The organism is Streptomyces sp. NPDC025651 (assembly GCF_055558735.1).
On the sequence record NZ_JBVHLZ010000011.1, the window covers coordinates 364,194 to 389,297 of the forward strand.

Sequence of the window (25,104 nt, forward strand, 5' to 3'; positions counted from 1 at the left end):
CAAAGGCGTTCCATACGAGCTCGACGACATCAGGACAGCGGAAAGGAAGCCGGTTCTGGTGGTGGGGACTGGCCAGGAGCCGGAGTGGAAGTGGGCCGTGGGGGCCGTGAGTCGAGCGCTTCGTATGCTTTCGGGGATGAGGTTCACGCATAGACGCAATCGTTCCCGTATATCTCGAACCCGCGGACTCGTCTGTCTGTCGGCCGCGGCCACGGTGCTCGGCTCCCTGTTGTCCCTCTCCCAGGCCGCCCCCGCGGCGGCCGCGCCCGCGACTCTCGCCCCCATGTCCGTGGGGGGCTTCGAACTCACCCGCGACCAGTTGTTCACCGACGAGATCGCCGGGCTCGAAGAGACGGGCAAGGTCAAGAAGGCCGCCGTCACCGACGTCCTCGGGGCCCGCACCGGCCGTCCCTCCCTGTGCCACAACACGGGGCTCAACGGTGCCCTGAAGTACGACGGGTTCTGCTGGGACGAGGACGACGACCGAAACGACTACAGCGACAAGCAGGGCGGTTGGATGCCGCAGGGCTTCGCCGGGTCGCATGACGCCACCGCCGCGGGCACCTACCAGGGCCGCCACCTCTACGCCGCCTCCTGGTACTTCGGGAAGTACGACGAGAACGGCCCGAACGAGGAGTACGCGCGCGTATCCATCGTCCAGTCCACCGGTGCCCAGGTGCGCTACGGGCACGTGGCCCTGGTGGAGCCCACCAAGGACGGCTTCAAGGTACCGAAGTACACGAACCACACCGATGGCATCGCCTGGTACGGCGACAAGCTCCTGGTGGCCAACGGCGCCGAGCTCCAGGTCTACGACCTGCGGCACCTGTGGAAGATGGACAGCAACAGCGCACGCACCGGAATCCAGGACGGCGCCTCCTCCGCCCGCTACCACAACTGGGCTCTGCCCATGGTGGCCCGCTACAAGACGTACGACTTCACCAACCCCCGCGCCTGCGGCCCCTCCAACGGGAAGCTGTGCCTGAGCACGGCGAGCATCGACCGCAGCAAGGACACGCACGCGCTGGTCACCGGCGAGAACTACACACAGGGCGGCGCGCGCATCATCCGCTGGTCGCTGTCGCAGCTGGGCAAGGACGGCGCGTACCCGGAGACCGTGAAGCCCCTCAACGGCTACACCACCCCCGTGTGGAGCATGCAGGGCGTCGCCACCGACGGCTCCCGCTACTACATGAGCGGGACCTGCCCGTCGGGCTGGCCCGCGAACTACTCCTGCCTCCACGTCGCCGAGCCCGGTAAGGCGCCGCACGTCCTCACCCAGATCCCGTGGCTGACGCAGAACCTGTCCTGGGCACCGCAGTCCGGGCGCCTGTGGGGCGTGAACGAGGCGCTCGGCATGCGCCGGGTCGTCTTCAGCATCAACCCGCACGCGGGCGGCGCCGACGGCCAGTGGAAGTGGCTCGCCAACACGGACACCCCCGGCTCCGTCTGCGCCACGCCCCAGGGCAACAGCACGGACAACGGCACCCCCGTCACCGTATGGAACTGCAACGGCTCCAGCCTCCAGCGCTGGACGCACCGCTCCGACGGACGCCTCGTGCACCGGGACAGCGGCAAGTGCCTGACCCCCAGGGGCGACGCGAGCGGGGCCAACGGGGCCGTCCTGACCCTGTGGACCTGCAACTCCTCGGCCCCGTCCCAGGTGTTCGACGCCGCGGGCAACACCCTGACGACGCGCAGCGGTGGCAAGGCCATCACCAACAAGGGCGGATCCTTCACCAAGGGCACCTGGCTGACGCTGTGGACAAAGGCGCAGGGTCTGTCGGCGGAGCAGAAGTGGAACGTGAAGACGTTCTCCTAGGTTCCTGAGCCCCCCCACAGGGCTCCACAGGGCTCCACCGGGCTCCACCGGCTCTCCTCAGGGCCCGCGTGCGGTGGTGATCGGGACCGGCGGCGCACCGTGCCGTACGGTCACGATCACCACCAGCGAACACAGGGTGCGCTCGGACGATCTGCTGTGTGAGGGCTGGCGGAACGAGTCGGCGGCACTGCCGGGAGCGTGGCCGACGGGGCGAAGCCGTGCGCCTTACAGGCTCGTTGAGGCTGCCCGAGGGTGAGGACACGTGGCACTTTGAGGACTGCGACGTGGTGGTCGCTGTACGGCACGTCCGGGAAACGTCCCGCGATGCTTGAGCCCACGCCTGGCGGCCACCGGATACGGCAGGATGACGAGTCATGAGACGTCGGGGGTCCAGCCGAGTGCCGGGGCGTGCGGGTGTGTATCCGCTGTTGTTCGTGGTGGGGGCGGCCGGGGCCTTGGCTGTGGCCTGGTCCTTCGATCTGAGTGTGGCCGAAACCGCGGTGACGGTGCTGCTGGGCCTGGCGCCGGGCTTCCTGGCCTGGGAGGCGTTCCGGGTCACGGTGCCCCCCGTGGATCTGGATGTGGTCGCCAAGAAGCTGGCTGTGGCGGTCAGGAACCAGTGGGAGGACGAGGCGAAGGTCCGCCGGGTCAACGATCCCTATCCGCTGCCGGTCGCCTGGCGGGCCGCGGACGACGACCTGGCCGAGCCCTGGCCGCTGCTGACGGACTTGGCCCGCGCCTGGCCCGGCGGGCCGCCCGGCGATCCCGACAGGTGGCCACAGGACGCGGTCGGACTGGCCGGCCAGGACGGCCAGATCGGGGAGGTGTTCACCGACCGCGTGCCCACCCGGCGCCTGGTGATCCTGGGTGAGCCCGGCGCGGGCAAGAGCGTGCTGCTGATCCGTCTCCTGCAGGACCTGATCGAGCGCCGTACCGACAGTGACCCGGTGCCTGTGCTGTTCTCGCTGGCCTCCTGGAATCCCGGCCAGCCGTTGAAGACATGGCTGGCCGACGAACTGCGCCGCGGCCACCCCGGCCTGCGCGCCCCGGCCCCGCCCCCGGTCACCACCACGACCACGAACCGTCCCGGCGACCTGGCCCACGCGCTCCTGGACGCGGGCCGCATCCTGCTCCTGCTCGACGGGTTCGACGAACTACCGCCCGCCTTGCACCTGGAGGCGCTCGACGCCCTCAACCGCGCGCTGCCGGCCAAACAGCCCGTGGTCCTGGCCAGCCGCATCGCCCCCTACCGGGCGGCTCTCACCCGGCCGGACGCCACGGTGCGCCTCAACGGCGCCGCCGCCATCCGTCTCCTCCCCCTCGTGCCCGAGGCCGCGGCCACCTACCTGCGCCGGGCCGCCGGCGGGCCGCACGCCCCCGCCGCCCGCCGCTGGGATGCCGTGATCGCCCGCCTGGGCACTGACACCCCGGTCGGCCAAGCGCTGACCACACCACTGGGGCTGTTCCTGGCCCGCAGCATCTACACGCCTCGTCCCCAGGCCGCCCCCGAATCCGCTGCGGCTCCGCATCCGGACCAACTGTGTGACACCTCGGCCTTCCCCGACCGCACCACCATGGACACCCACCTGTTCGACGCCTTCGTCCCCGCTGCCTACGCCCCCGACCACCCCCAGCCGCACCGTTGGAAGGCCGAACAGACCCATCGCACTCTGGTCTTCCTCGCGCGTTTCCTCCAGACCCACCGCGACGGCAGCCCTGACCTGGTCTGGTGGGAACTCCACCGCGTCCTTCCCACGTATACCTACAACGTCGGCGTCGGTCTCGCGCTCGGTCTCGCGCCCGTACTGGTAAGCGGGCTCACGGTCGTGGGCGGGCTCATGGGCGTGCTCGGGCTCGCGGTCGGGCTGATACTGGCTGGGCAAGGATGCGCCCCGAGTACACGGCTGCGCTGGTCTCCCCGCAGGTTCGCGGCCGGGTTCGCCGTCGGGCTCGGCGGCCTCGTGGGCGTGCTCGTGCGCAGGCTCGAGCGAGGGGACGGGCTCGAGCCCGCGGTCATGATCCCGGTCGGGCTCACGGTCGCGCTCGTGACCGGGCTCGTGTTCGGGCTCAAGAAGGAGCGGCCCGATCTGGCCACCACCACCGCGCCAGGCACATTGCTTTCCTCAGACCGCCGCACCTTCGCGCTCGGGCTCGCGGCCGTGCTCGCAGTCCTGCTCGCGGCCGCGCTCGCAGTCGAGCTCACGCCCGGGGTCCGGTTGTTCCTCGGCCGAACCGGGATCGGGCACGGGATCGCGCTTGTGGGCTGGCTCTGGCTCGGGCTGAGCTACACAGCGTGGGGGCACTTCGTGATGGCCAGGGCATATCTGGCGGCACGCGGCAAAGTCCCATGGGATCTGATGGAGTTTCTTCAGGACGCACACAAGCGCGGCGTGCTTCGGCAGGTCGGGTCGGTGTACCAGTTCCGGCACATCGATCTGCAACGCCACCTCGCTCAGCAAGAGCCTTGACCGGATCGACCGGCGACACCGCCGACGGAACCGCTGGGACCTGCACCGACCTGAGCAGAACACAGCCTCCGCCTCCCTCGCTACCGGCAGCGGATCACCACACTCCCGGCAGTACCGCCGAGCCGGTACGCCAGCCCCCACAACCCGGATCGTCCAGCCGTACACACCTCACGGCCAGAGATGAAAGGCAGCTGCTGAACGGTCAACACATTTCGCCATGGGAGTTCGTCCTCGACCTGATGTATGACACCGAGTCGTTCCCCCAGCACACCGTCCAGCTCCTGCAGGGCCGGCTCGCCGAGAACGACCGCCAGGCCCGTTGGTGGGCGACCTACCAGGAGGCGCTGCGGCAGGCGTCGCAGGACAGGCACCACCGTATCGGCGAACTGGAAGGGCGGACGCGGGCGCTGAGTGAGGCCCACGGCAGTGACATGGCTGAGGCCGCCGGTTCTGCTCGACCTCGCATGTGCTTCACCGATCCACCGATTCACCGATCCACGGATCTACCTCTCCACCGATCCACCTCTCTGCCCCTCCACCGTGCCCCCGGCCTCCCCGTCGGAGGTCACGGCCTTGTGCGTCCCGCGATCCGAGAGGATGCTGTCCGCATCGCGGACCCGGCTTGCCGGTGGAGCGAGGGCCCGGTCAGGATGCACGCATGAACCCCGCCCTCGTATCCCGCCGCCACGTGGACCTTCTGCGTGTTTCGGGGATGCTGTGTCGGGCCATCTCGCCTTCTCGCGCGACTTGTTGCTGAGCGCTCCACCGAGCCTCGCACGCTTCCTTCTCAGGGTCTCTTTCTCTCCCCGGATCTCCGGGCCACCGGCCTCGCGGCACACCTGACGCGGGGCCGCACGCCCGCGTCCGCTCTGCTCTCTCACCCGAGGTGCCCCAGCATGTCCTCCCCTGCCCCCGTACTGCACTGGTTCCTGCCGACCGGTGGTGACGGCCGCGACCCCGGCGGTGTCACCGCGGTCCAGGGCCGCACCGCCGGAGCGGCCCGGCGCGGCGCCGACCTCGGCTACCTCGCCCAAGTCGCCCGCGCCGCCGAACAGTCGGGCTTCGCGAAGCTGCTCACCCCGGTGGGTCTCGGCTGTGTCGACCCTTGGGTGCTGACCCCGGCCGTCGCCGCGGTCACCGAGCGGATCGGCTTCCTCGTCGCCTTCCGGGCGGGGCTCTCCCAGCCCACCCTGATCGCCCAACAGGCCGACACCTTCCGCCGGTTGTTCGGCGACCGTATCGCGCTGAACGTCGTCACCGGCGGCGATCCGGTGGAGCAGCGGGCCTACGGCGACCAGCTGTCCAAGGACGATCGGTACGTCAGGACCGGCGAACTCATTTATGTAGTACGGGAGTTGCTCGACGGGAAGCCGGTCGACCTCGACGGCCGGCATGTGCGGGTCGAGGGCGCTCGCCTCACCGACCCCGCCCTGCGGTCGCACATCCCCCTCTACTTCGGCGGAGCGTCCCCCGCCGCCGAGGAGGTCGCGGCGCGCCACGCCGAAGTGCAGCTGCTGTGGGGCGAGCCCCCGGTCGCGATCGCCGAACGCATCGCGAGGCTGCGGGCCAAGGCCGCGCTCCTCGGACGCACCCCGCGCTTCGGGCTCCGCCTCCACGTCATCACCCGCGGCACCGCGGCCGAGGCCTGGGCGGAAGCCGACCGCATCCTCGCCGGACTCGACCCGGAGGCCGTCCGCGCCTCCCAGGAGCGCTTCGCCCGCATGGACTCGACGGGCCAGGCCCGGATGACCGCCCTGCACGGCGGCACCGCCGAGCGCCTGACGGTCGCGCCCAACCTCTGGGCGGGCATCGGCCTGGTCCGCGAAGGCGCGGGCACCGCACTCGTCGGCTCGTACGAAGAGGTCGCCCAGCGGCTGTTCGAGTACCGGCAGCTCGGCGTCGACGAGTTCGTCCTGTCCGGCTATCCCCACCTCGAAGAGGCCTACCGGGTCGGCGAAGAAGTCGCGCCCCGGCTCCTCGCGCTCACGGGGGCGGCGGCGTGACCCTCGTCAAGAACACCCTGCCGGACACGAAGCCCCTGCCCGCACCCCGGCCGACGCGGCGCGCCTGGGCCGGAGTCACCGCCCTGCGCTGGACGGCACTGCGGCTGCTCGCCCTCGCCGTGCTCCTCGCCGCCTGGCAGCTGGTCGTCACCGCGGACCTCTGGCCGCGCGTCCTCGTGCCGTCACCCGGGGACGTGTGGCACGCCTTCGTGGAGGCGTCGACGGTCCACGACGGTGTACGAGGCATCAGCAACCACCTGCTGATCGAGCACCTCGGCGTCTCGCTGCGCCGGATCGGCATCGGCACCGGCTACGCGGCCCTCGCCGGCATCCCGCTGGGCCTCCTCATCGGCGTGGTGAAGCCGCTCGCCGTGGTCCTCGAACCCGCGATCACCTTCCTGCGCACGCTGCCCCCACTGGCGTATCTCTCCCTTCTCGTCATCTGGTTCGGCATCGACGAGTCCCCGAAGATCTGGCTGCTCGTCATCGCCGCGCTCCCGCCCATCGCGGCGGCCACCGCCGCGGCGGTACGCGGCGTACCGACCGATCTGGTGGAGGCCGCGCGGGCGCTCGGCGCCGGCCCCCTGACACTGCTGCTCTCCGTGCGGCTGCCGGCCGCGCTGCCGGAGATCCTCACCGGGGTGCGGATCGCGGTCGGCATCGCCTACACCTCGGTCGTGGCCGCCGAGACGGTCAACGGCGTCCCCGGCATCGGCGGCATGATCCGTGACGCCCAGCGCTACAACCAGACCGACGTCGTCATCGCCGGGATCATCGCCATCGGCCTCTCCGGGATCATCCTCGACGCGCTGTTCAAGGGCGTGGAACGGGTGGCGGTGCCATGGCGCGGACGCGCCTGACGAACCATCACTCTTCGGTCTGCACAGGCCTGTTGATCCACTCTCCGCTCTGCATGGGCCCGTTGACCCACTCTCCCATTGTGAAGGACCTTCCATGCCCGCATCGCCCCTCCGCCGCGCCACGCTCCTCGCCTCCGCGACCGCCTTCGTCGCCCTGACCGCCACCGCCTGCGGTGACGGCGCCGACGCCGCGTCCGGCGGCGGCAAGACCCAGGTGCGCATCGCCTACCAGGCGATACCCAACGCCGACCTGGTGGTGAAGAACCAGAAGCTCCTGGAGAAGGCGCTCCCGGACGCCGAGGTGAAGTGGGTGAAGTTCGACTCGGGCGGCGACGTCAACACCGCCGTGATCGCCGGGGCGGTGGACCTCGGCCTCGCCGGGTCGAGCCCGGTCACCAAAGGGCTCTCGGACCCGCTGAACATCCCGTACAAGGTGCTCTGGATCCACGACGTGATCGGCGAGAACGAAGCCCTCGTCGCGAAGAAGGGCATCACGTCCGTCAAGGGCCTCAAGGGCAAGAAGATCGCCACGCCCTTCGGCTCGACCTCGCACTACTCCCTCCTCGCGGCACTGGAATCGGCCGGCCTCAAGGCCTCCGACGTGACGCTCGTCGACCTCCAGCCGCAGGACGCGCTCGCCGCCTGGCAGCGAGGGGACATCGACGCCGCATACGTGTGGACACCTGCGCTCGACGAACTCAAGAAGGAAGGCAAGGTCCTCGCCACCAGCCGCGACACCGCCGAGAAGGGCAAGCCGACCGCCGATCTGGGCGTCGTCACCGACGACTTCGCGGCCAAGCACCCGAAGATCGTGGACGCCTGGCTCAAGGCGGAGGACCAGGCCGTGAAGCTCGCCAAGAAGGACCCGGGCAAGGCGGCCGCCGCCATCGGCGCGGAGCTCAACCTCAGCCCGCGCGCCGCCGAGCGGCAGCTGTCCCAACTCGTGCTGCTCACCGCGAAGGAGCAGCAGGGCGCCGACTACCTGGGCAAGCCTGGCGCACCCGGGGCGCTCGCGGGGAACCTGCACGACGCGGCCCGCTTTCTGAAGGGGCAGAAGGCCGTCGACGCGGTGCCGGGCCGCTCCGTCTTCGAGAAGTCCCTCGCGGTGAAGGAGCTGTCCCGTGTCGCCGAATGAGATCCCAGGGGCAGAGCCCGACGCGCCCGACATCGAACTCTCGGGCGTCAGTGTCCGCTACGGCACGGCCAAGGCCCCCGTGACGGCGGTCTCCGATGTGTCCCTGACCGTCGACGCGGGCGAGTTCGTGGTGCTCGTCGGTCCGTCCGGCTGCGGCAAGACGACGCTGCTGCGCCTGGTCGCGGGCTTCGAGAGAGCCGCCACCGGGACGGTCGAGGTACGCAGGAAGGTCGGCGTCGTCTTCCAGCAGCCGCGCCTGTTCCCCTGGCGCACGGTGGGCGGCAACGTGACGTTCGCCCTGACCCGGCACGGCGTCCCGCGGGCCGAACGGGCCGCGCGTACGGAGGAGTTGCTGACCCTGGTGGGCCTGTCCGGGATGGCCGGGCGGCGCACCTGGGAGCTGTCGGGCGGTCAGCAGCAGCGCGTGGCCATCGCGCGGGCACTGGCCGCCGAGCCGCAGATCCTGCTGATGGACGAGCCGTTCGCCGCCCTTGACGCGCTGACCCGCGAACGACTCCAGGAAGAGGTCAGGACGCTGGCGGCCGTCACGGGCGCGACCGTCCTGTTCGTCACGCACGCCGCCGACGAGGCCGTCCTGCTCGGCTCCCGCGTCCTGGTCATGGCCGCGGGACCGGGCCGGGTGACGGACGAGGTGAGCGTCCCGCTGCCGCGCGCGGCGACGACCGACGTGGCGGCCCTGCGCGGCGATCCCCGGTTCGCCGCCTTGCGCGCCGAGCTGGCGGCGGCCACGCGGGGAGCGGCGGCTGTGACTGTCACGTAGGAGCCGCTGAACGCGCCGGAGCAACGTCGACGACCGCCACAGGCGACGCGGACAACGTTTGTGCCGTCCGGCCCGACACTTTCACGCACTTACACGTACTTTCACGGCTCGTTCGCGAAAGACCGGGCTGTGCGCGAGGGGCTACCGCGAAAGTTGTAGCAACCGCGCGCCTACCACGAGGGTTTCATCGTTGATGGAACCAACGGTGGACGCCGCGTACTGCCCGGGCCCCTAGTGTCGGCAATCAGCACCCCGCATGCCGTCACCGCCGGTGACCGCATGCGGGGTGTGGGCCGGTAGCAGGGCTCGTGCGGTTTGCAGAACGACCGACCGCCTCCGGCCACTGGACGGAATCGATGGAGGAGAGAAATGCCTCTGTACGGGGGACACGTACGACTCGGCGTGCTCGGTGCGAGCCTGGCAGCCGTCATGACGATGGTCACGGCCTGCGGGGCCGGGGCGGAGAAGGCCGAGGAGTCGCCGAGAGGCGTGAAGGGCGCACCGAACTCGGCCGGTTCGGGTGTGGCCGGGCAGAGCGCCGAGGATGACACGGCAGCCGCCGGGACACCGCCGTTGATCCTGACGACGAACGGCGGGCTGAAGGCGCTCAAACCCAGGTGGTCGTTCAACCCGCAGGATGTACGGGCGTACGGGAATCTCGGGCAGCCGAGGCGATGGGGAGCCAACGAGGCCAAGCTGCGCCGGTTCGGCGGCCAGAAACTCGTCCTGACCACAGGGAACAGGGGGCTTGCTGCAGCCGTCGAGTTCCCCTCCAAGCGGCGGTACTGGGCGGCGAATGTCGGCGACGCGCAAAACCCGCACAGCATCGAGCTGATCCCGAAGGGCCCACGAGGCATGGTGGCCGTGGCTTCCCCCGCGGGCCGCGAGGGGATCACGCTGTATCCCGTCAGGCGGGGCCAGAACGGCAGCGCGGCCACCGACTACGCGCGCCTGCGCAAGGCCCACGGTGTGCACTGGGACGCCCGACGCCAACTCCTGTGGGCGCTGGGGGAGAAGTACCTCACCGCGTACCGGATCGGAGGGACGACTGACCGGCCGAAGCTGGTCCAGAACAACGCCATCGGCAGCGTGCTGCCGCCCGGCGAACACGCGGGCCACGAGCTGAGCTCGGTGCCCGGCACCAAGAGGCTGTGGGTGGCGACAGGTTCGCGCGTGCACCAATACGATCCGGACCGCGCCCCGGCCGCGCAACGTTGGGTGGACACGTACCCCGGCTCGGCGCGGCTGGCCCACAAGGTCGGTGTGAAGTCGCTGACCACCAACCCCACGACGGGCCGGATCGCCATGACCGCCGCGAACCGCTCGGACCAGCTCACCGACCGGGTCGAGTTCCTCCTGCCCGGCGGGACCTACCCAACGGGCGGCTACGGACGTATCTACAAGGCCCGCTGGTTCCAGCCCTAGACAGCTCACACAACCCCTGACACGTGGGAGCAACGGCTCTCACGGCGCTCACGGCGCGGCCCCAGGACAGCCCACTCCGCGACCGTCGAAGGCCGCGGACAAGGCGGCCCGCAACCGCTCCCGTGCTCGTTGGATGATTCGCCACCGGATACCGCCGTGATTTACCCACTGACGCGTTGGGTGGAGCAGAAGGTCATACGAGCGTGGGATGCACTGCGCGCAGCTCCGTCCGTAGCTACCTGTGCTGAGGGTGAACAGCTCAAACAACGAGGGGGGAACACCCGTGAAGATCCGGAAGGCCACGGCCCTGATGGCCGGGACTCTGTTGCTCGCCGGTGGCGCCGTTGCAGGCACCCAGACCAGTGCCGTCGCTGAAGACGACGCTCCTGGCGATGAGTTGGTGGAGGTCGGTGGCAACGGAACGTGCACCTACTCCAACTGGGGCGGCCGATTCCTGTGCAAGTCGAACGTGAAGATCAAGCTGCCCAACGGCACGTGGCAGGCCTTCGTCATCGGCACCGACAACCGGCCGTACACCAAGTGGAAGGGGAACATGTCGTGGAAGAACATGGGGGGCTACTGCTACAAGCCCGGCCAGCGCTCCATTGACGTGGAATGGTCCAACGGCTGGAACTTCGCGATCACCTGTATCGGCGGTGACGGAAACCGCTGGTACAACGAGCGCTCCACGTCCGGCAGTTGGTCCGGCTGGGACCGCTCCCGCACCTGACCTTCGCCCCAGGTAGAACATGCCGGTGGCCCCATCCTCTGAGCAGATCAGGGATGGGGCCATCGGCACTCTCTACAGGTCGAAGCCGAACTGTTCTGACTCGGTGCTTTCGGCGCGCCGGTGGCACCGGGTAGCCGCGCGTGGGCAGGCTCGGACATATGGCGCCTCGAATGCACCCGTCGTGGCCGAGCTAGGGCGTGTGTCGGAAGTGCAGGGAAGGACCTCTGACCGAATGTGAAGTCGGTTTCCCGCCAGCATCGGCGATGTCGGCCAAGCAGCCTGAGTGCATGACGACCATGACTTACCAGCCGACTGCCATTGCTCCCCACGTCCTCGACGAGCTCCGAGAACGCGACGATGCCAGCGTGATTCCCCGTGCCTACGTGTACGACATGGACGGAGCACCCTTGCGGTGCTGTCTGCGCCGGAGCCGTGCCGGTGAGCGGATCTCGTTGGTGTCTTATGCTCCGCTGCGTCGGTGGGCGGCTGCGGCGGGCGTCAACCCGGGGGCCTATGACGAGGTCGGCCCGGTTTTCATCCACGCTGGCCCATGCGCGGGACCGAGTGCGTCCTTCGGCTATCCGTTCGCCGAGACCGGGGCCCTGCGCGTCTTTCGCCGATACGGCAGCGAAGGCCAGATCACGGGTGGCACACTCGTGCAGTTGCCGGACGACCCCGATCAGGCGCAGGCTGCCGTCGACCGGGCCCTGCACACGGCCTTCGCCGATGCCGAAGTCGCAGTCGTGCACGTACGGGCGGTGGAGTACGGCTGCTTCCAGTACGAGGTACGCAGGCCCTGACCGCAGGCCAGGGGCTCAGCCTTCATGGCGTGCGCCGGTCACAGCCACTGGTTGACGACTGCGATCAGCACGATCGCTTCGTAGCGGACAGCGGACTTGTCGTAGTGCGTGGCCACAGCCCTGTGGCGCTTGAGTCGGTTGATGCCGCACTCGACCGCGTGCCGCTCGTGATAGTCGATCTTGTCGATCCTCGGCGGACGGCCACCGTGCGAGCCGCGGTTCTTTCGGGAGGCGTATGCCTTGTTGGCCCGGCCCCGGTCCGGACGGGCCCGGGGCCTGCCCGAACCCAGCCGGGCCACACGGACCTTCTTCAGGACCGGCTCGAACTGGGGGGGCCTCCCGGAGCTCTTTGGTGCGGGGACCGACACTGCTGACGGGTGCCACCGGGTTCCTCGGAGCTTTCCTTCTGGACCGCCTGCTGCGGCGGACCGACCACGCCGTGCACTGCCTCGTCCGGGCGGTCGATGAAGCCCACGCCCGTAGACGTCTGCGCGCGGCCATGGAGCGGTTCGGCCTGGCCGCCACCGACCACGCCTGGCGGCGTGTCGTCGCCGTCCCCGGCGACCTGGCATCTCCGGAATTCGGCCTGCCTCCAGGCGACTTCGACGCGCTGGCCCGCGCCGTGGACACCGTGATCCACAGCGCCGCCCAGGTCAACTTCGCCTACCCGTACGCCGCTCTGCGTCCTACCAACGTGGAGGGCACCCGCACCGTGCTGCGTCTGGCCACGACACACCACCTCAAGCCGATCCACTACCTCTCCACCATCGACACCCTCACCGGTGACGGGTTCATCAGCCACAACCACCTTCCCGAGACAGCGCAGTTGCGGAATCCAGAACGGCTTCGCACCGGCTACGCCCAGAGCAAGTGGGTGGCCGAGGGCCTCCTGTTGGAGGCCGCGAGGCGAGGGCTGCCGCTGTCCATCTACCGCCCACACGAGATCAGCGGGGCCTCCGACCGGGGCACCTGGCCCACCGACGCGCTGGTCTGTGCCCTGATCAAGGCCGCCGAAGGCACCGGAATCGCCCCGGACCTGCCGCTCCCGCTGAACCTCGTCCCGGTGGACCACGCTGCCGACACGCTCCTGCGGCTGTTCACCGAGGAGCCACCGCGTGGCCACATCTACCCCATCGCCAACCCTCAACCCACAGACTTCGAACTGGTCGTCGACCGGCTCCGGGCGCGCGGACGCAGCGTGCGTCGACTGCCGTACGCCGAGTGGCTACAGGAGACCGCTCGGCACGCCGCCACGTTTGGCGACTTCTCACTCACCCCCTTCCTGCCGCTGCTCGCCTCACCCGCAGGCCCGCTCGCGCACGTCGCCTCACCACGCGACGTCTGTGACACCGCGCCTGTGCTCGGACAGAACCCCTCCAAGGCCGCAGCCTCGACGTTTGGCGGTGCATGCCCGCCCGTCGACGGGACGTTGATCGACCGCTACCTGGACTACTTCGAGGAGATCGGCTTCCTCGTCTCGCACCGGTAGCCCCCTGTCGCCTTTCTCGTGGCCCTGCAACGGGGCCTGCGGCCCTCGGAGTTGGCATGGCTGTCTCCTCTTGTCGAGTGGATGGCCCGGGGCGTGGTGTCACCAGCTCCGAAGGCGCTGACGGACTGCTGATCAGGGGCATGACCACCGGCTTCTTCGCAGGCCGGGAGGCTCTTCGTCCTGTGGGTGTGGTGATCAGCGCCGCGGCCGGGCCGGGTGAACAGCACCGAAGGACGCACGACGTGATCGACATCAGCGGCATCGACGTCTTCCTCGGCCTGGACGTCGGCAAGGGGGGAACACCAGGCCACCGCCGTCACCCCCGCCGGGGAGAAGGCCTTCGACCGGAGGCTGCCCGACAGCGAACCCAGGCTCCGCGAAGTCTTGGCGAAACCGCAGGCCGAGCACGAGACCGTGCTCGTCATGGTCGACCAGCTCCGGCCTCGATCGGGGCCCTGCCGCCGGCCGTCGCCCGCGCCATGGGCCGCGAAGTGGCCTATCTGCCAGGTCTCACGATGCGGCCGGTCGCCGGCCTCTGTCCCGACGAGGCCAAGACCGACGTGTGCGACGCGTTCGTCATCGCCGACGCGGCCCGATCGATGCCTCTCACGCTGGGCTCCATCGAGCTGGACGACGAGACCGTCGCCGAGCTGGAGATGCTCGTCGGCTTCGACGACGACCTGGTCGCCGAGGCGAACGGGCTCTCCAACCGGGTCCGCGGCCTGTTCACCCAGGTCCACCCGCATCCGCATTCGCCGCCCTGCCCGACCCTGCCTCCCACACCTACGACGACAAGAAGATCAAGGAGGGCGAGCATCGCACCCAGGCTCTCTTCCGCCTCGCACGACGACGAGCCGACGTGTTCCTCGCGATGCTCCGCGACGGCGCCTTCTGCCAACCGCCAACCCCTGTTGCCCCTTGAGCGAAGTCATAGGGGCCCCCGCGGAACCCTTTCCCCGCGGAACCCTTTCCCTGCTTCCCTGCTTCGCTGCGGGGCGAGGTTGTGGTCCCTGCCTGGCGTGCTTCCAAAGGAGACTTCGATGGATGCTCCGCGTACACCATTCGATCCGATTGACCTTCCTGCCGGGCATGGCTGGAGCTGGGGGGCCGACCCCGCTCTGGCGGCGTCTCTCTGCGTCATGCGCTCGGCGCGAATCCTGCAGCAGCACGCCGACACCGTGATCCGCCCCCACGAGCTCAACTTCCCGCAACTCCAAGTGCTGGCCATGCTCTCGCTCAGTCCCGGCGGCGCTCTGGCCATGGCCAGGATCGGCGAACGCCTCATGGTCCACCCCAGCACAGTGACCCATACGGTCGGCCGACTCACCGGTCAAGGCCTGCTCACCCGCGGCCTCAACCCGCAGGACGCGCGCAGCACACTCGCCGTCATCACCACCTCCGGCCGTCACCGAGCCGAAACGGCGGTACGCGAACTGACCCGAACACAGTTCGGTCTGGCCTGCTACGACCGAACGGAGCAGGCGGAGATCGTGCGACTCCTGCAGCCGCTGCACGTCACGGCGCAAGAGCCAGCCGTTCCCGGCGCAGCACCCGCACACCGCTGACACCCCGTACCCCGCAGGGTCCGCACGGCCACACCTCGCACCCCCGCGGCCGCGTCGCCTCACGGGCCCTGCCGCGAACACCCTCGCACCCCCGGGAGCCCCACCGTGCACCAAGCAACCGACGCCGCTGCCGACGTACTGCACACCCTCTTCCACTCCGATCGGACCGACCATGAACAGGTCGTGCTCTGCCAAGACCGGGCCAGCGGCCTCAAAGCTGTGATCGCCATCCACTCCACCGCTCTGGGCCCTGCCCTGGGCGGCACGCGCTTCCACCCCTACGCCTCCGAGCAACAGGCCGTCACCGACGCGCTCGACCTCGCCCGCGGGATGTCGTACAAGAACGCCCTGGCCGGACTGGACCTCGGCGGCGGCAAGGCCGTCATCATGGGCGATCCCGAGAAGCTCAGGAGCGAGGAGCTCCTACTCGCCTACGGCCGGTGCGTCGCCTCGCTCGGGGGCCGTTACATCACCGCCGCCGACGTCGGCACGCACGTCGCGGACATGGACGTGATCGCCCGGGCGTGCCCCTGGACGACCGGGCGCTCCGCCCGGAGCGGCGGCGCCGGCGACTCCTCCGTGCTCACCGCTTTCGGTGTACTCCAGGGCATGCGTGCCGCTGCCCAGCATCTATGGGGCACACCGAACCTGCGCGGCCGCACCGTCGGCATCGCCGGCGTGGGCAAGGTCGGCCACCGCCTGGCCGAGCACCTCATCGAAGACGGCGCTGAGGTGCTCATCACGGACGTACGCAGGGAGCGCGTGCGCAGGATCACCGACAAGTACCCCGGAAAAGTGACGGCCGTGGCCGATACCGAGGCCTTGATCCGGGGCGCCGAAGCCGGCCCTGTCGACATCTACGCCCCGTGCGCCCTGGGCGGCGCACTCAACGTGGCCACCGTCCCTACGATCACTGCCAAGGCTGTCTGCGGTGCCGCCAACAATCAGCTCGAGTACCCGGGAGCGGGAAAGGACCTCGCTGCGCGAGGGATCCTCTACGTTCCTGACTACGTCGTCAATGCCGGCGGGGTCATCCAAGTCGCCGACGAACTGCACGGTTTCGACTTCGACCGGTGCAAGGCCAAGGCGGCAGCCATCTACGACACCACCCTGGAAATCCTCGCGTACGCCAGGACGCAGGGCATCCCGCCGGCCACAGCGGCTGACCGGATCGCCGAACAACGACTGACCAAGGCTCTCGCCCCATCTCACGCCCCTGCCAAGCCGTTCCACCGGGGCACAGGACGAGGCCGACACCGCGTACCCCTTCGCTGACAGCGGTGACGGAACGTGGCCGGACCGGCCTGCGCCCGACACCACCGTTACCCGCCGATCGGTGGACCAGTATCAAGTTCTCACAGTGCTCGATGGCACGTGTGTAGTTGTCGACCGCATCCTGAATGTCCAACCGGCACCTCAGCGTTGGCGAGAGTGGAAGCGACAGGATTGTCGCCCGGGCTCAGCGAGGTCGACTCGATCGGCTGGAGGCGCACTGCTCCGTCGGAGCTGCAGGCCTCGGGCAAGCTACCTCGTCGACGCCCTGACGCTGCGGCGCGCGATTGATCGCTCTTTCCTCGTCGACGCCGGACGAGAGACACCAGGGAAGATAGGCATTGGGGACCAGGTGCTGGAGGCTGCTACTACGCCTGCAGCCTCGCCGTGACCACACGGTCCGCATCGACGAAGGGGTTGCCGGCGACATCGAGGCCGAAGAGCGGGTAGATGCGGCTCAGTGCCTCGTATGCGTCGCGTTCCGGGTCGCCCAGGGCCTGCCGGCTGTGGTTCCAGCTGCCGCTCGTGGCGGGCTGCGGATCGCCCCGGAGGGGGAAAGACGGGTCGTCGCCGGGAGCCAGCGTTCGGGCCGGTGGGCGAGTGAAGTCCGAGGCGACGATGCGGTGCGTCCACGTGCTGTCGATCAGGGGAAGGATGTGCTGGTCGACCAGGCGGAAGTACTCCAGCGTGATCTCGGTCAGTACGAACACGCTGATCCTGCGGGGTTCGATGACGGATGAGGACTCCATTGCCCAGCCCAGCATGTCCGCGTTCGCGGCCGCGGCCCCGGTGACCGCGCCGTCCGACTCGATCAGCAGCCCACGGCGGGAAGCATCGGCCAGCAGGAGACCGCCCTCGTGCGGTTCCGGTCGGTTGTGCACCGAAGCCCAGTCGAAGGCATAGGCGTCGCGGAGCGTGTCCTGGTTGCCCAGGATGTCTCGGAGGCCGCCGTCGGCGTACATGTTGGGGACGAGTCCGCGTGGATGGTCGGGGACGGTCTGGAAGAAGAGCACCGGCGTCTCCTCCACGCCCACGGCGGCACGCAGGGCTTCCCGGCTTCTCACCCGGTCCGCGACGGGCGTGGGCGCGACGGCGGGCCCGAGCCGCGTGCGCAGGCCATCGTTCAGGAGGCGGTACGCCTCATCCGGCGGGAGGAAGGCGGTGGTGTCGCCGTTGCGGATCGGGATCGTCCAGCTGTTCTTGACGAACTGGCCGTTGTCGGTGATGCCCCGGGTAACCATTGCCCACCGGTCGGCCTCGGGCAGCGCCGGTACCTCGATCACGAAGTAGTGCCCGGACACGTCCGGATCGCCCTCCGGGTGGTCGTACCAGAAGAACTTCACCCTGAGCAGCGGGCGTACGTACTCCGCGATCACGCTCTTGTAGCTCGCCTCGTCGACCAGTTCCTTGCCGAAGGGCGTCAGCCTCTCCGCGACCTCGTGGAGCTCGTTCTGCTTTTTCTTCGCCCTGAAGCCGCACACGATCAGACCGCCCGTGCCGTTCGTGAACGCGGCGACGTCCTTGCAGAGCTCGAAGGACCTGGACCTGATCGAGGCGGACTTCCTGGCGATCCTCGCGGAGTCACAGATCCGGAACATTGATCCAAACCGTCGGTCCGACGGCATCGTGCGCTTCGGTGCCGCCAAGTGGGGCTGGGTGCCCAGCAACCCTGAACTCGAGGCGAGAAGGATGGAACTGCTGGGGCGCGTACGAGACTGGGAACCGCTGTTCCGGTTGCTGTTCCCGAACCCGACCCCGGAGGTCACCAAGCGCCTCGACGGGAGCCTTGGCCTGCTGCAGCGTTGGCTCGAGCGCCCCCGGGACAAGACCGTGCCGGCCACCATCGACAAGGCCGTCGACAAGGTCAAGGCGGCCGTGGCCATGCTCCGGAAGCTGGGCGAGCTCCTGCCCTCCGACGACTGGCCGGTGCGCGTCACGGTCGACACGAACATGCTGCTCGATGACCCCGATGTGGCGATCTACACGTCCGTGCTCGGCAATCGGTACATGGTCCATCTGTTCCCAGTGGTCCTGCGGGAGCTGGACGACAAGAAGCTCGCCAGCCGCACCCCGGACCTCCGGGAAGCCGCGAAGAAGGCGGACCGCCGCCTGAAGGGGCTGCGGACCAACGGCAATGTGCTGCGCGGCCTACGGGTGGCCGGCGACGTGCACGCAGTCTTCGAGCACATCGAACCCAAGGGCGACAGTCTGCCGAACTGGCTCGGCCTGGAGGTGCCGGACGACCGCTTCGTGGCGTCCACGCTGTTGCTGCAGTCCCGGCACCCAGGATCCGCGGTCTACGGGGCCACGAGAGACATCAATCTCCAGACGAAACTGGCCGCCGTCGGACTGCCGTTCTTCGAGGCACCATGATCGAAATGGGTGGCCCCGGTCACGGGGACCGGGGCCACCACGTCGGTGGACTCGCGATCAACGGCGCCGGGTCAGCGCTGCTGGATCCACCAGATGATCCATCCGGTCCCGCTCGCGCCCAGGGCGCCGGCGGAGCCGCGGACCATGCCGTAGCCCGCCGTACGGGCGAGGGCGCGCAGGCGACGGCGGCGGCCGCCGTCCGGCAGCTGCCGCAGACGGGTCCGGATCCCGGACCAGATGGGGCGCAGCTTGCCGTTGCCCTGGTGATGCCGGGTCGACGCCCGGCGGTCGGTGCCCTTAGGCTTCTTGGACATGCTGGTGGTGCCTCCTTGGGGAGTGACTGCCGGTTTGTTCACTGGGCGGCTCCCTGCTGGAACAGGGGGCCGTCGCCCGTTTCGGGGCGGCGGCCTGCGCCGCGCCCGGTCCATGTGTGCCGGGCCGGGAGTCGTGGGGCCGGGGCCGTAGTGCCCCGGTGGTGCTCATCGCGAAATCGCGGCCCCCGAGAGCGCGGGGATACGGGCGCCGATCCGCACCGCGGTGCGGGCGATGCCCTCCGGAGTCCAGGCAGCCTCTGCCTTCTCGCGCTCCGTCTTGTTGACGTTCAGGTCGAACGGCGCGGCGAGAGCCCAGCGGACCTGCGTGCTCTGCCCGAGGACGGAGAAGCCGTCCAACTGCTGCTCGCAGAGGAACTCGTACAGCAGGCGCTCCTTCTTCAGCTCCTCGATGCCACGCCCGACCGTCGACGGGGAGACCCCGTACCAGAGCGCATACTCCCTGGCCTTGTGCAGGGCGAAGGACGGCCTGCGCTGGCTCATGAGGATGAGCAGCATCGTCTTCGCCGGCATCGACAGCTTCCGGTAGTAGTGCTGCTCCCAGTACGCGAACGGCACCTTGAAGTAGGTGCTCTTGCGAGAGCCCTCCTTGTCGCCCGACGGCAGCGTGTACGGGTCGCCGGAGCCGTCCTCGAGCAACTTGGTGATCTTAGTCATCCGGCCGTGCGGCTCGGTGCTGATCAGCTTCAGTTCCTTGAGCTTGTGCAGGTGCCGGGAGACCGCGGCGCTCGCGGTGCCGTTGGTGGCAAAGGAGATCCCCGCGGCGCGGCCCCAGGTCTCGGACCGGTGAGTGACGCTCCAGTCGGCGCGCGCGGTGACGCAGTGGATCAGGAGGAAGAGGTCCAGCCGCTCGTTACTGCGCAGCATCTTGGAGAACGGGCCGGGCCGCGTGACCAGGCGGAGGCCGGGATCGGCGTCCTGGACGAAGGCACGCCGGATGAGGACGGCACGGCCGGTGCGCTTGGACTGCTCCAGCAGCATCCGTATCGTGTCGTCCTGGCTCACGGCCATGTCCCGCTTGAGCACGGTCAGTTCGGTGTTCACGGAGTCCATGTTCACCGATCGGTCGTACGAAGCGGGTGTCGAATTCCGGTGCGGCCGCTTGGCCGCCTCCCCTTCAGACCGGGCTATCGGAACACATTGGATAACTGATGACCCCGATAGGAAACCATTGGTGCCCGAAGCCGCAGGCAGGCACGTACTTGCCGCCTGGAACCTTTAACGCTTCAGATAGTGATCTTTGATGTTCTGGAGCCCAACTCTTGGATAGTTCACGCCGTGACTCCGTACCTGGGAGAACAGAGCGGCCAGCCCGGGTTCGAGCCGTGCACAGGGCCGGTCGTGGCGGTGAGGTCCTCCTTTCCAGGTCAACTCCTGCTCCGCACAGCCGAGTTCGTTCCACGCGGACAGCACAGGCCCCAGGCCTGAAGAAGGGGCCTGGCGCCCTGTGCTGTGGGGAGGGCGCAGGCAGGGGGTGTCTCAGTAGACGCCCCGTTCGGAGGGCGGCCCGTACTGCTCGATGAGGTCGCAGGTGCAGGTGGCGCCCTCGTGCAGCGTCTTCTCGCACTCGTCATGGTGGGCCTGCTGCGGCAGGCGCTTCGCCGCAGCAGGCCGCGCGGTGTCTGCGGCGTGCCGGGCGGTGGCCCGGAGTTCGATGTCCACGACGGCGGAGGCGATCTCGTCCTTGCGCCACTTCTCGGGGGAGTTGTGGTTCACCAGGCCGCCCGCGTAGGCCATGCGCAGCAGTTCGGCCTTGGTGTGGTTGCGCATCAGCTCGCTCATGCGCTCCACCCGCTCGGTGCCCCACGCCGCCTGAGTCCGGCGCTCTTCCTCCGCCGCGGTGTCGCCTCGGTCGTGGTGTTCCTGCGCCGGCGCGTCCGACAGCGCGGGCTGGACGGGGAGGCCGACCGTCGCATCCGGGTTGTCGGGTTGGCTCGGCACCGGTGCGGCCTTCGCCCACGGCACGCCCAGGGCGGCGAGGGCGGCCTGCTGCTCGGAGGCGAGCTTGCCCCACCTCGATTTCGTGTTCGAGACCCATACGCCCAGCCTCACCGCCACGGGCTCTGCCTGGCCCTCGAGCGTGATCTGTTCACTGTGACCGCGCGGTACAGGCCGCTGGCCTTCCCGTTCCACCCACTGCGCGAGGGCCGCCAGGCCGCGCTGGAACGCCTGCCGCGCCTTGCCCGGGCCCTTCATCGCACGCGTTGCTCTCGGAGCCCGAGATGGCGCCTCAGCGGGCTTGATACCCAGCCTGGACAGCCGCTCCTGCTGCTCGGTCGACAGCTGCGCCCATGTGACCGGCTGCTTCTGCCGCTCCAACCACCGCCCGATGTCATCGCCGTCCATCAGCACGCCGGGCTGGATCTCGGGCAGGCTGCCGTCGGCGTCGACCAGGTCGGCGAGCACCCGGTAGTGGCGCTGCCAGTCCAGCGGCCAGGGACAGTTCCAGTCCGGGTCGATCCCCTCCAGCTGCTTCGCGCGCTCCGCCGCCCGCTCCGCGTCCTTCCCGAGGCCGCCCTTCCTGCGGAGATTGGCCATGTGCTGCCCCACGGGCACCATCGCCTCGCCCTCGCCCCACACCGCGTCCTGACGTGGTGCCAGGTGTCCGGTGGCCCGGTGGTAGGAGCGGAACGCGGCGAGCTTGGCCTCCCATGCTTCTTCACCCGGCTCCCACACCATCCCGGCCTCCGGCACGTCGAGCAGCTCCTTGCGCCGCTCCTCCAGCTCACCGGCCCGCAGCGCCTTGCGCTGCTGGTGCACCCACCGCCCGAGGGGGAAGTCCTTTGTGACACCGACCTCGACCTCAACGTCGTAGGGCACGGCGTGGACGCCGGTGATTTCGTTCTCCTTCCGCCAGCGCAGCAGGGCTTGGTAGCCCTCGAGCCACACGAGTGATTCGGGCCGGTATACCCGGGTGCGCAGGAACGCCGCGATGGTCGCCGCGTCCCTGGGAGAGGAGAAGCGCAGCAGCGCTGACCCGGCAGCGGCATCGGCGCCCTCCTGTTCCTGGCCGTCACTTTCGCCGCCGGCCCCGATGATCCGGCCGTCCTCGCCGCGCTTCACGTGGACTGTGCGGGCGTGCTTGCTGCGGGACAGGGCGTGGGAGGCGAGCTGCTCGACCAGGTGCTCATCATGCGAGCGCAGGCCCTGGAGCACGGCCACAAGGGGGCGGAAGCTGGCACCGGCGACCATGTCGGCCGGGTCCTCGCCGGGCTCCAGGAACACGGGCACGATGATCCGGGCGACCTTGGTGGAGCCGTCTTTGCTGAGCCGGAGCGCGCGGCCGATGTTCTGCACGATCTCGACCTGTGAGCCGCGGGTGTCCGCGAAGCAGACGGCCTCCACGCCCCGCTCGCCGGTGATGTCCACGCCCTCCCCGAGCACCCGCACGGAGGCGAGGAAGGCACGGTGCACCCGCCGGTTGTTCGCGTCGATACCGTTCGCGAACTGCCGCAGGACTTCGCGCCGTTCGGCCACGAGGTGATCGCCGCACAGCCACGCGGACCACACCCGGTCGGGCGGGACGTGGCGGCCGGCCTCCAGCTCGTAGAACCGGGCGTCGATCGACGACCTCGGTAGTTTGTCCGCTTGCGCCAGGTCGTCGTCGGAGGCGTCGCTGACGTACAGTTCCGCGGCCGTCTCCGGCAGCTTGGCCGCGAACGCCGCGGCTTCCTCGACCTTCTGGTGGAAGGTCATGACGGTGCGCAGGTTCCACTTCGCCGCGTGCTCCAGGAGCGCGGTCTGCAACAGCGCCAGGCGCCGGCCGCGCTGCGCCTCTTCCGACTCCCCGAGGGCGGGGGAGGGGTCGCGGATCTCCAGGACGTCGATCTCGAACCCGGCGAGGATGCCCCGCTCGATCGCCTCCGAAAGCCCGAGCTCGGCTCCGGGAAGCCATGCCCCGTAGGTGCCGTCCGGGTCGTCGGCCATGGTCGCGATCTCCGGCTCCTGGCCCTCCGTGTCCTTCCGCGGGCGGGGAGCGGCGAGGATCCGCGGTGTGGCGGTGAGGTAGAGCCTGTAGTCGGCGGGGATCCGCTGGTTGTCGTGGATCGCCGCCCACGGCCTCCCAAGGTCACCGGCGGTGCCGTGCGCCTCATCCACGATCGCGAGGTCGAAGCCGTCCATGCGCTGCCCGTACAGCCGCTCCCCGCCCGCCAGAGCGGCCTCCAGCGGCCCGCGCACCTTCCGACGACCCGTCGGGTCCTCCGGATCCTCGCGGTCTACGAGCGAGGCGTACGTGGCGAACACGACCAACGGCCCCGACCCCGCCCACACCGCGAGCTGGATCGGGTTCGTGGTCGTACGAACCCCCAACGACTCCAGCACCGCATCGTTCTCCAGCGAACACACCGCGACCATCGGCGCGGTGTGGCCCACCGCCCGCCACGCCTGGGCGGTTTGCACGAGCAGGTCCAGGGTCGGCACGGTGACCAGGATCCGACCGTCCCGGAAGCACTCCAGCGCGCATGCGGCGGCGGTGATCGTCTTGCCGGATCCGGTCGCGGACACGATCGTGCCCCGCGCACCCCGCGCAGACACAGGTGATCGCGCAGGAAACCCCACCCAATTACGGAAAGCCGACTTCTGGTCGATCTGGTGCTCTCGGAGCTGAATCATCACAGCGCTGCCGGTCTCCCGCGATCGTTCTTACAGAGAAAGCCCCATCAGATGAAACACGACGGTGCTGCCACCCCTCCTCCGAAGGGCCGATGACCTCGCATCCCACCAGCCGGGCGAGGTGCTGCGCCCGCTCTTCCGCGTGAGGACGGACATGGACGTACACGGTGCAGCCCAGAGGCCGGTTCACGGTTGGCGTCGACCCCGAAACAGGCCTGCACTCCGGTCCGAGCATGCTCAGGCCCAAGGCCGAGCTCGGGCACCGCCGGCCAGCTGAGCGCCATCCACGAAACCTGCCCCCACCCCGCCACAGCGATCCCCTCCGCCACATCCCGCCCCCGATAGACGGGCCACGCCCTCGCATCACCCACAACGGCCCATCCATGTATTTCCCAAGAAAGTGATACGACCACCCCTCCAGGTATCCCGCTCTTTCGCCAACAGTACATGCTGCATCAGACTGGATGAGGTCACCGCACTGAAGCCCGACACGAACGCCCCCCTTCCTGCATTCGGCGAGAGTAAGCGGCCTCCAAGGCCCTGGAGGCACAGCCGAAAAGGACCCCCCAGATGAGGAACGCAGTAGACCCACCAGGAACCCTCACGCGCCCTCAGCTTCCGGACCAGAAACCTCACAAGCCGCACCCGAGTAGCTGCACTCAGGCGTGAACACCCTCCCCACGCCACACTGTTCCCGTTATGACAGGTGAACGAGAGGGACGAAACATGAGAAAAGCGACAAAGGCTTTAACAGTGGCCGTACTGGCGGCAGTTGGGACCCTCGGGGCAGGGATCACACCCGCCGCGGCCACTGGAGGGCTTCTTCCGCACCCCGGACCTGATGGTCTGGTGTGGGTGGCGGAGAGCGCCGGAGACGGGGGAGTCGCATCCGGAGGAGCCTGGAAGAGACTGCCGACCGTGCTCACGGTGGCCTGCGAAGGAGGCGGCAGGATAGCGGCAACGATGGAATCTCAGCAGGCCCAGGTCGCCGAGTTCACAATGGACTGCCCGGCCGGCGAAACAAGCACGGAGTCAGTAACCCTCCCCCCAGGGACCGTTGAAGGTTCCTTCACGGTAGGCATCGACACCTCAACCCAGAACATCCGCTGGGCCTTAGCGGTGACTCAACCCGAGGACACCACCCTCTAGCAGCTCGGGCCGAAGGCCCGTGGGCGTACCACGCGGAGCGTGGCACGCCTGGTGACGCGAAGCGTCACCGTGGCTGGAGCGCAGCGGAAGCCACCGGTCGGCCGAAGGCCGACCGCGCCTCGCAACGCGAGGCGCTTGCACTGCAGTTAGGGGTGAACGCGCAGCGTTCACCCCTAAGCGGTGAGCGAAGCGAACCGCTTCCGCTCCCGCGGAGCGGGAGCGGCCGGGGCGCGCAGCGCCCCGGCCCGCTTCTTCGCGCGCAGCGCGAAGGGGCCCGCTCCGCGGG

Annotated in this window: 18 protein-coding genes and 2 pseudogenes; 15 read left to right on the top strand and 5 right to left on the bottom strand. The window is 69.2% G+C overall.

Annotated features, from left to right (window positions below):
* The first annotated feature begins 136 nt into the window (after positions 1-136).
* The 10 genes from ACZ4D5_RS34150 to ACZ4D5_RS34195 all read left to right on the top strand — a co-directional run bounded on the left by ACZ4D5_RS34150 (position 137) and on the right by ACZ4D5_RS34195 (position 12,024).
* Positions 137-1,822, top strand: coding sequence for an RICIN domain-containing protein (locus ACZ4D5_RS34150; RefSeq protein WP_467776355.1), 1,686 nt, complete (start codon positions 137-139; stop codon positions 1,820-1,822).
* 416 nt (positions 1,823-2,238) lie between these two features.
* Entirely contained in the window at positions 2,239-4,290 is a 2,052-nt protein-coding gene (locus tag ACZ4D5_RS34155) for an NACHT domain-containing protein (protein WP_467776356.1), read from the top strand.
* A 658-nt stretch (positions 4,291-4,948) separates the two neighbouring features.
* Entirely contained in the window at positions 4,949-5,047 is a 99-nt protein-coding gene (locus tag ACZ4D5_RS34160) for a putative leader peptide (RefSeq protein ID WP_467776357.1), read from the top strand.
* A gap of 139 nt (positions 5,048-5,186) precedes the next feature.
* The gene (locus tag ACZ4D5_RS34165) at positions 5,187-6,293 is read left to right on the top strand and encodes an LLM class flavin-dependent oxidoreductase (RefSeq protein ID WP_467776358.1); all 1,107 of its coding nucleotides are present in this window, start codon (positions 5,187-5,189) and stop codon (positions 6,291-6,293) included.
* Positions 6,290-7,153 carry an ABC transporter permease gene (locus tag ACZ4D5_RS34170; RefSeq protein WP_467776359.1) on the top strand — a complete coding sequence of 288 codons (864 nt, stop codon included), beginning with the start codon at positions 6,290-6,292 and terminating at the stop codon, positions 7,151-7,153. Before ACZ4D5_RS34165 ends, ACZ4D5_RS34170 begins: the two co-directional genes overlap by 4 nt.
* Positions 7,154-7,247: 94 nt before the next feature.
* Entirely contained in the window at positions 7,248-8,288 is a 1,041-nt protein-coding gene (locus ACZ4D5_RS34175; protein ID WP_467776360.1) for a taurine ABC transporter substrate-binding protein, read from the top strand.
* Positions 8,275-9,069 (top strand): ABC transporter ATP-binding protein, encoded by a 795-nt coding sequence (locus tag ACZ4D5_RS34180; RefSeq protein ID WP_467776361.1) that lies wholly within the window; start codon positions 8,275-8,277, stop codon positions 9,067-9,069. Before ACZ4D5_RS34175 ends, ACZ4D5_RS34180 begins: the two co-directional genes overlap by 14 nt.
* Before the next feature lie 369 nt (positions 9,070-9,438).
* Positions 9,439-10,494 (top strand): DUF6528 family protein, encoded by a 1,056-nt coding sequence (locus ACZ4D5_RS34185; RefSeq protein WP_467776362.1) that lies wholly within the window; start codon positions 9,439-9,441, stop codon positions 10,492-10,494.
* Positions 10,495-10,777: 283 nt separating this feature from the next.
* The gene (locus tag ACZ4D5_RS34190) at positions 10,778-11,224 is read left to right on the top strand and encodes a hypothetical protein (protein WP_467776363.1); all 447 of its coding nucleotides are present in this window, start codon (positions 10,778-10,780) and stop codon (positions 11,222-11,224) included.
* Positions 11,225-11,511: 287 nt separating this feature from the next.
* Positions 11,512-12,024, top strand: a complete 513-nt coding sequence (locus ACZ4D5_RS34195; protein WP_467776364.1) for a DUF1203 domain-containing protein — start codon at positions 11,512-11,514, stop codon at positions 12,022-12,024.
* Positions 12,025-12,062: 38 nt separating this feature from the next.
* On the opposite strand, the gene ACZ4D5_RS34200 is transcribed toward ACZ4D5_RS34195, so the two are convergent.
* Positions 12,063-12,323 (bottom strand): hypothetical protein, encoded by a 261-nt coding sequence (locus tag ACZ4D5_RS34200; RefSeq protein WP_467776365.1) that lies wholly within the window; start codon positions 12,321-12,323, stop codon positions 12,063-12,065.
* 53 nt (positions 12,324-12,376) lie between these two features.
* On the opposite strand from ACZ4D5_RS34200, the gene ACZ4D5_RS34205 reads away from it, so the two are divergent.
* The 4 genes and pseudogenes from ACZ4D5_RS34205 to ACZ4D5_RS34220 all read left to right on the top strand — a co-directional run bounded on the left by ACZ4D5_RS34205 (position 12,377) and on the right by ACZ4D5_RS34220 (position 16,353).
* Positions 12,377-13,513, top strand: a complete 1,137-nt coding sequence (locus ACZ4D5_RS34205; protein WP_467776366.1) for a thioester reductase domain-containing protein — start codon at positions 12,377-12,379, stop codon at positions 13,511-13,513.
* Between the two features lie 140 nt (positions 13,514-13,653).
* Positions 13,654-14,196, top strand: a pseudogene (locus tag ACZ4D5_RS34210) (IS110 family transposase); the annotation flags it as partial.
* Positions 14,197-14,553: 357 nt separating this feature from the next.
* Positions 14,554-15,078 carry a MarR family winged helix-turn-helix transcriptional regulator gene (locus ACZ4D5_RS34215; protein ID WP_467776386.1) on the top strand — a complete coding sequence of 175 codons (525 nt, stop codon included), beginning with the start codon at positions 14,554-14,556 and terminating at the stop codon, positions 15,076-15,078.
* A 105-nt stretch (positions 15,079-15,183) separates the two neighbouring features.
* Positions 15,184-16,353: a Leu/Phe/Val dehydrogenase gene (locus tag ACZ4D5_RS34220; protein WP_467776367.1), complete on the top strand. Its 1,170-nt coding sequence runs from the start codon at positions 15,184-15,186 to the stop codon at positions 16,351-16,353.
* A 365-nt stretch (positions 16,354-16,718) separates the two neighbouring features.
* On the opposite strand, the gene ACZ4D5_RS34225 is transcribed toward ACZ4D5_RS34220, so the two are convergent.
* A complete protein-coding gene (locus ACZ4D5_RS34225; RefSeq protein WP_467776368.1) occupies positions 16,719-17,948 on the bottom strand; it encodes an AlbA family DNA-binding domain-containing protein in 1,230 nt (409 codons plus the stop codon).
* Positions 17,949-18,039: 91 nt separating this feature from the next.
* Between ACZ4D5_RS34225 and ACZ4D5_RS34230 the strand changes: the two genes are divergently transcribed.
* Positions 18,040-18,723, top strand: coding sequence for a PIN domain-containing protein (locus tag ACZ4D5_RS34230; RefSeq protein WP_467776369.1), 684 nt, complete (start codon positions 18,040-18,042; stop codon positions 18,721-18,723).
* 71 nt (positions 18,724-18,794) lie between these two features.
* Here ACZ4D5_RS34230 and ACZ4D5_RS34235 read toward each other — a convergent pair whose 3' ends face one another.
* From ACZ4D5_RS34235 to ACZ4D5_RS34245, 3 genes and pseudogenes are all read right to left on the bottom strand, one after another.
* Positions 18,795-19,037, bottom strand: coding sequence for a hypothetical protein (locus ACZ4D5_RS34235; protein WP_467776370.1), 243 nt, complete (start codon positions 19,035-19,037; stop codon positions 18,795-18,797).
* A 165-nt stretch (positions 19,038-19,202) separates the two neighbouring features.
* Positions 19,203-20,099: a hypothetical protein gene (locus ACZ4D5_RS34240; protein WP_467776371.1), complete on the bottom strand. Its 897-nt coding sequence runs from the start codon at positions 20,097-20,099 to the stop codon at positions 19,203-19,205.
* A gap of 909 nt (positions 20,100-21,008) precedes the next feature.
* Positions 21,009-23,669, bottom strand: a pseudogene (locus tag ACZ4D5_RS34245) (helicase associated domain-containing protein); the annotation flags it as partial.
* Positions 23,670-25,104: the final 1,435 nt, after the last annotated feature.

Bases quoted from the DNA above. Each gene is read 5' to 3' on its own strand.
- ACZ4D5_RS34150 (WP_467776355.1), top strand. From the start codon at position 137: ATGAGGTTCACGCATAGACGCAATCGTTCCCGTATATCTCGAACCCGC.
- ACZ4D5_RS34160 (WP_467776357.1), top strand. From the start codon at position 4,949: ATGAACCCCGCCCTCGTATCCCGCCGCCACGTGGACCTTCTGCGTGTT.
- ACZ4D5_RS34165 (WP_467776358.1), top strand. From the start codon at position 5,187: ATGTCCTCCCCTGCCCCCGTACTGCACTGGTTCCTGCCGACCGGTGGT.
- ACZ4D5_RS34175 (WP_467776360.1), top strand. From the start codon at position 7,248: ATGCCCGCATCGCCCCTCCGCCGCGCCACGCTCCTCGCCTCCGCGACC.
- ACZ4D5_RS34185 (WP_467776362.1), top strand. From the start codon at position 9,439: ATGCCTCTGTACGGGGGACACGTACGACTCGGCGTGCTCGGTGCGAGC.
- ACZ4D5_RS34195 (WP_467776364.1), top strand. From the start codon at position 11,512: ATGACGACCATGACTTACCAGCCGACTGCCATTGCTCCCCACGTCCTC.
- ACZ4D5_RS34215 (WP_467776386.1), top strand. From the start codon at position 14,554: ATGGATGCTCCGCGTACACCATTCGATCCGATTGACCTTCCTGCCGGG.
- ACZ4D5_RS34225 (WP_467776368.1), bottom strand. From the start codon at position 17,948: ATGTTCCGGATCTGTGACTCCGCGAGGATCGCCAGGAAGTCCGCCTCG.
- ACZ4D5_RS34230 (WP_467776369.1), top strand. From the start codon at position 18,040: ATGGAACTGCTGGGGCGCGTACGAGACTGGGAACCGCTGTTCCGGTTG.
- ACZ4D5_RS34235 (WP_467776370.1), bottom strand. From the start codon at position 19,037: ATGTCCAAGAAGCCTAAGGGCACCGACCGCCGGGCGTCGACCCGGCAT.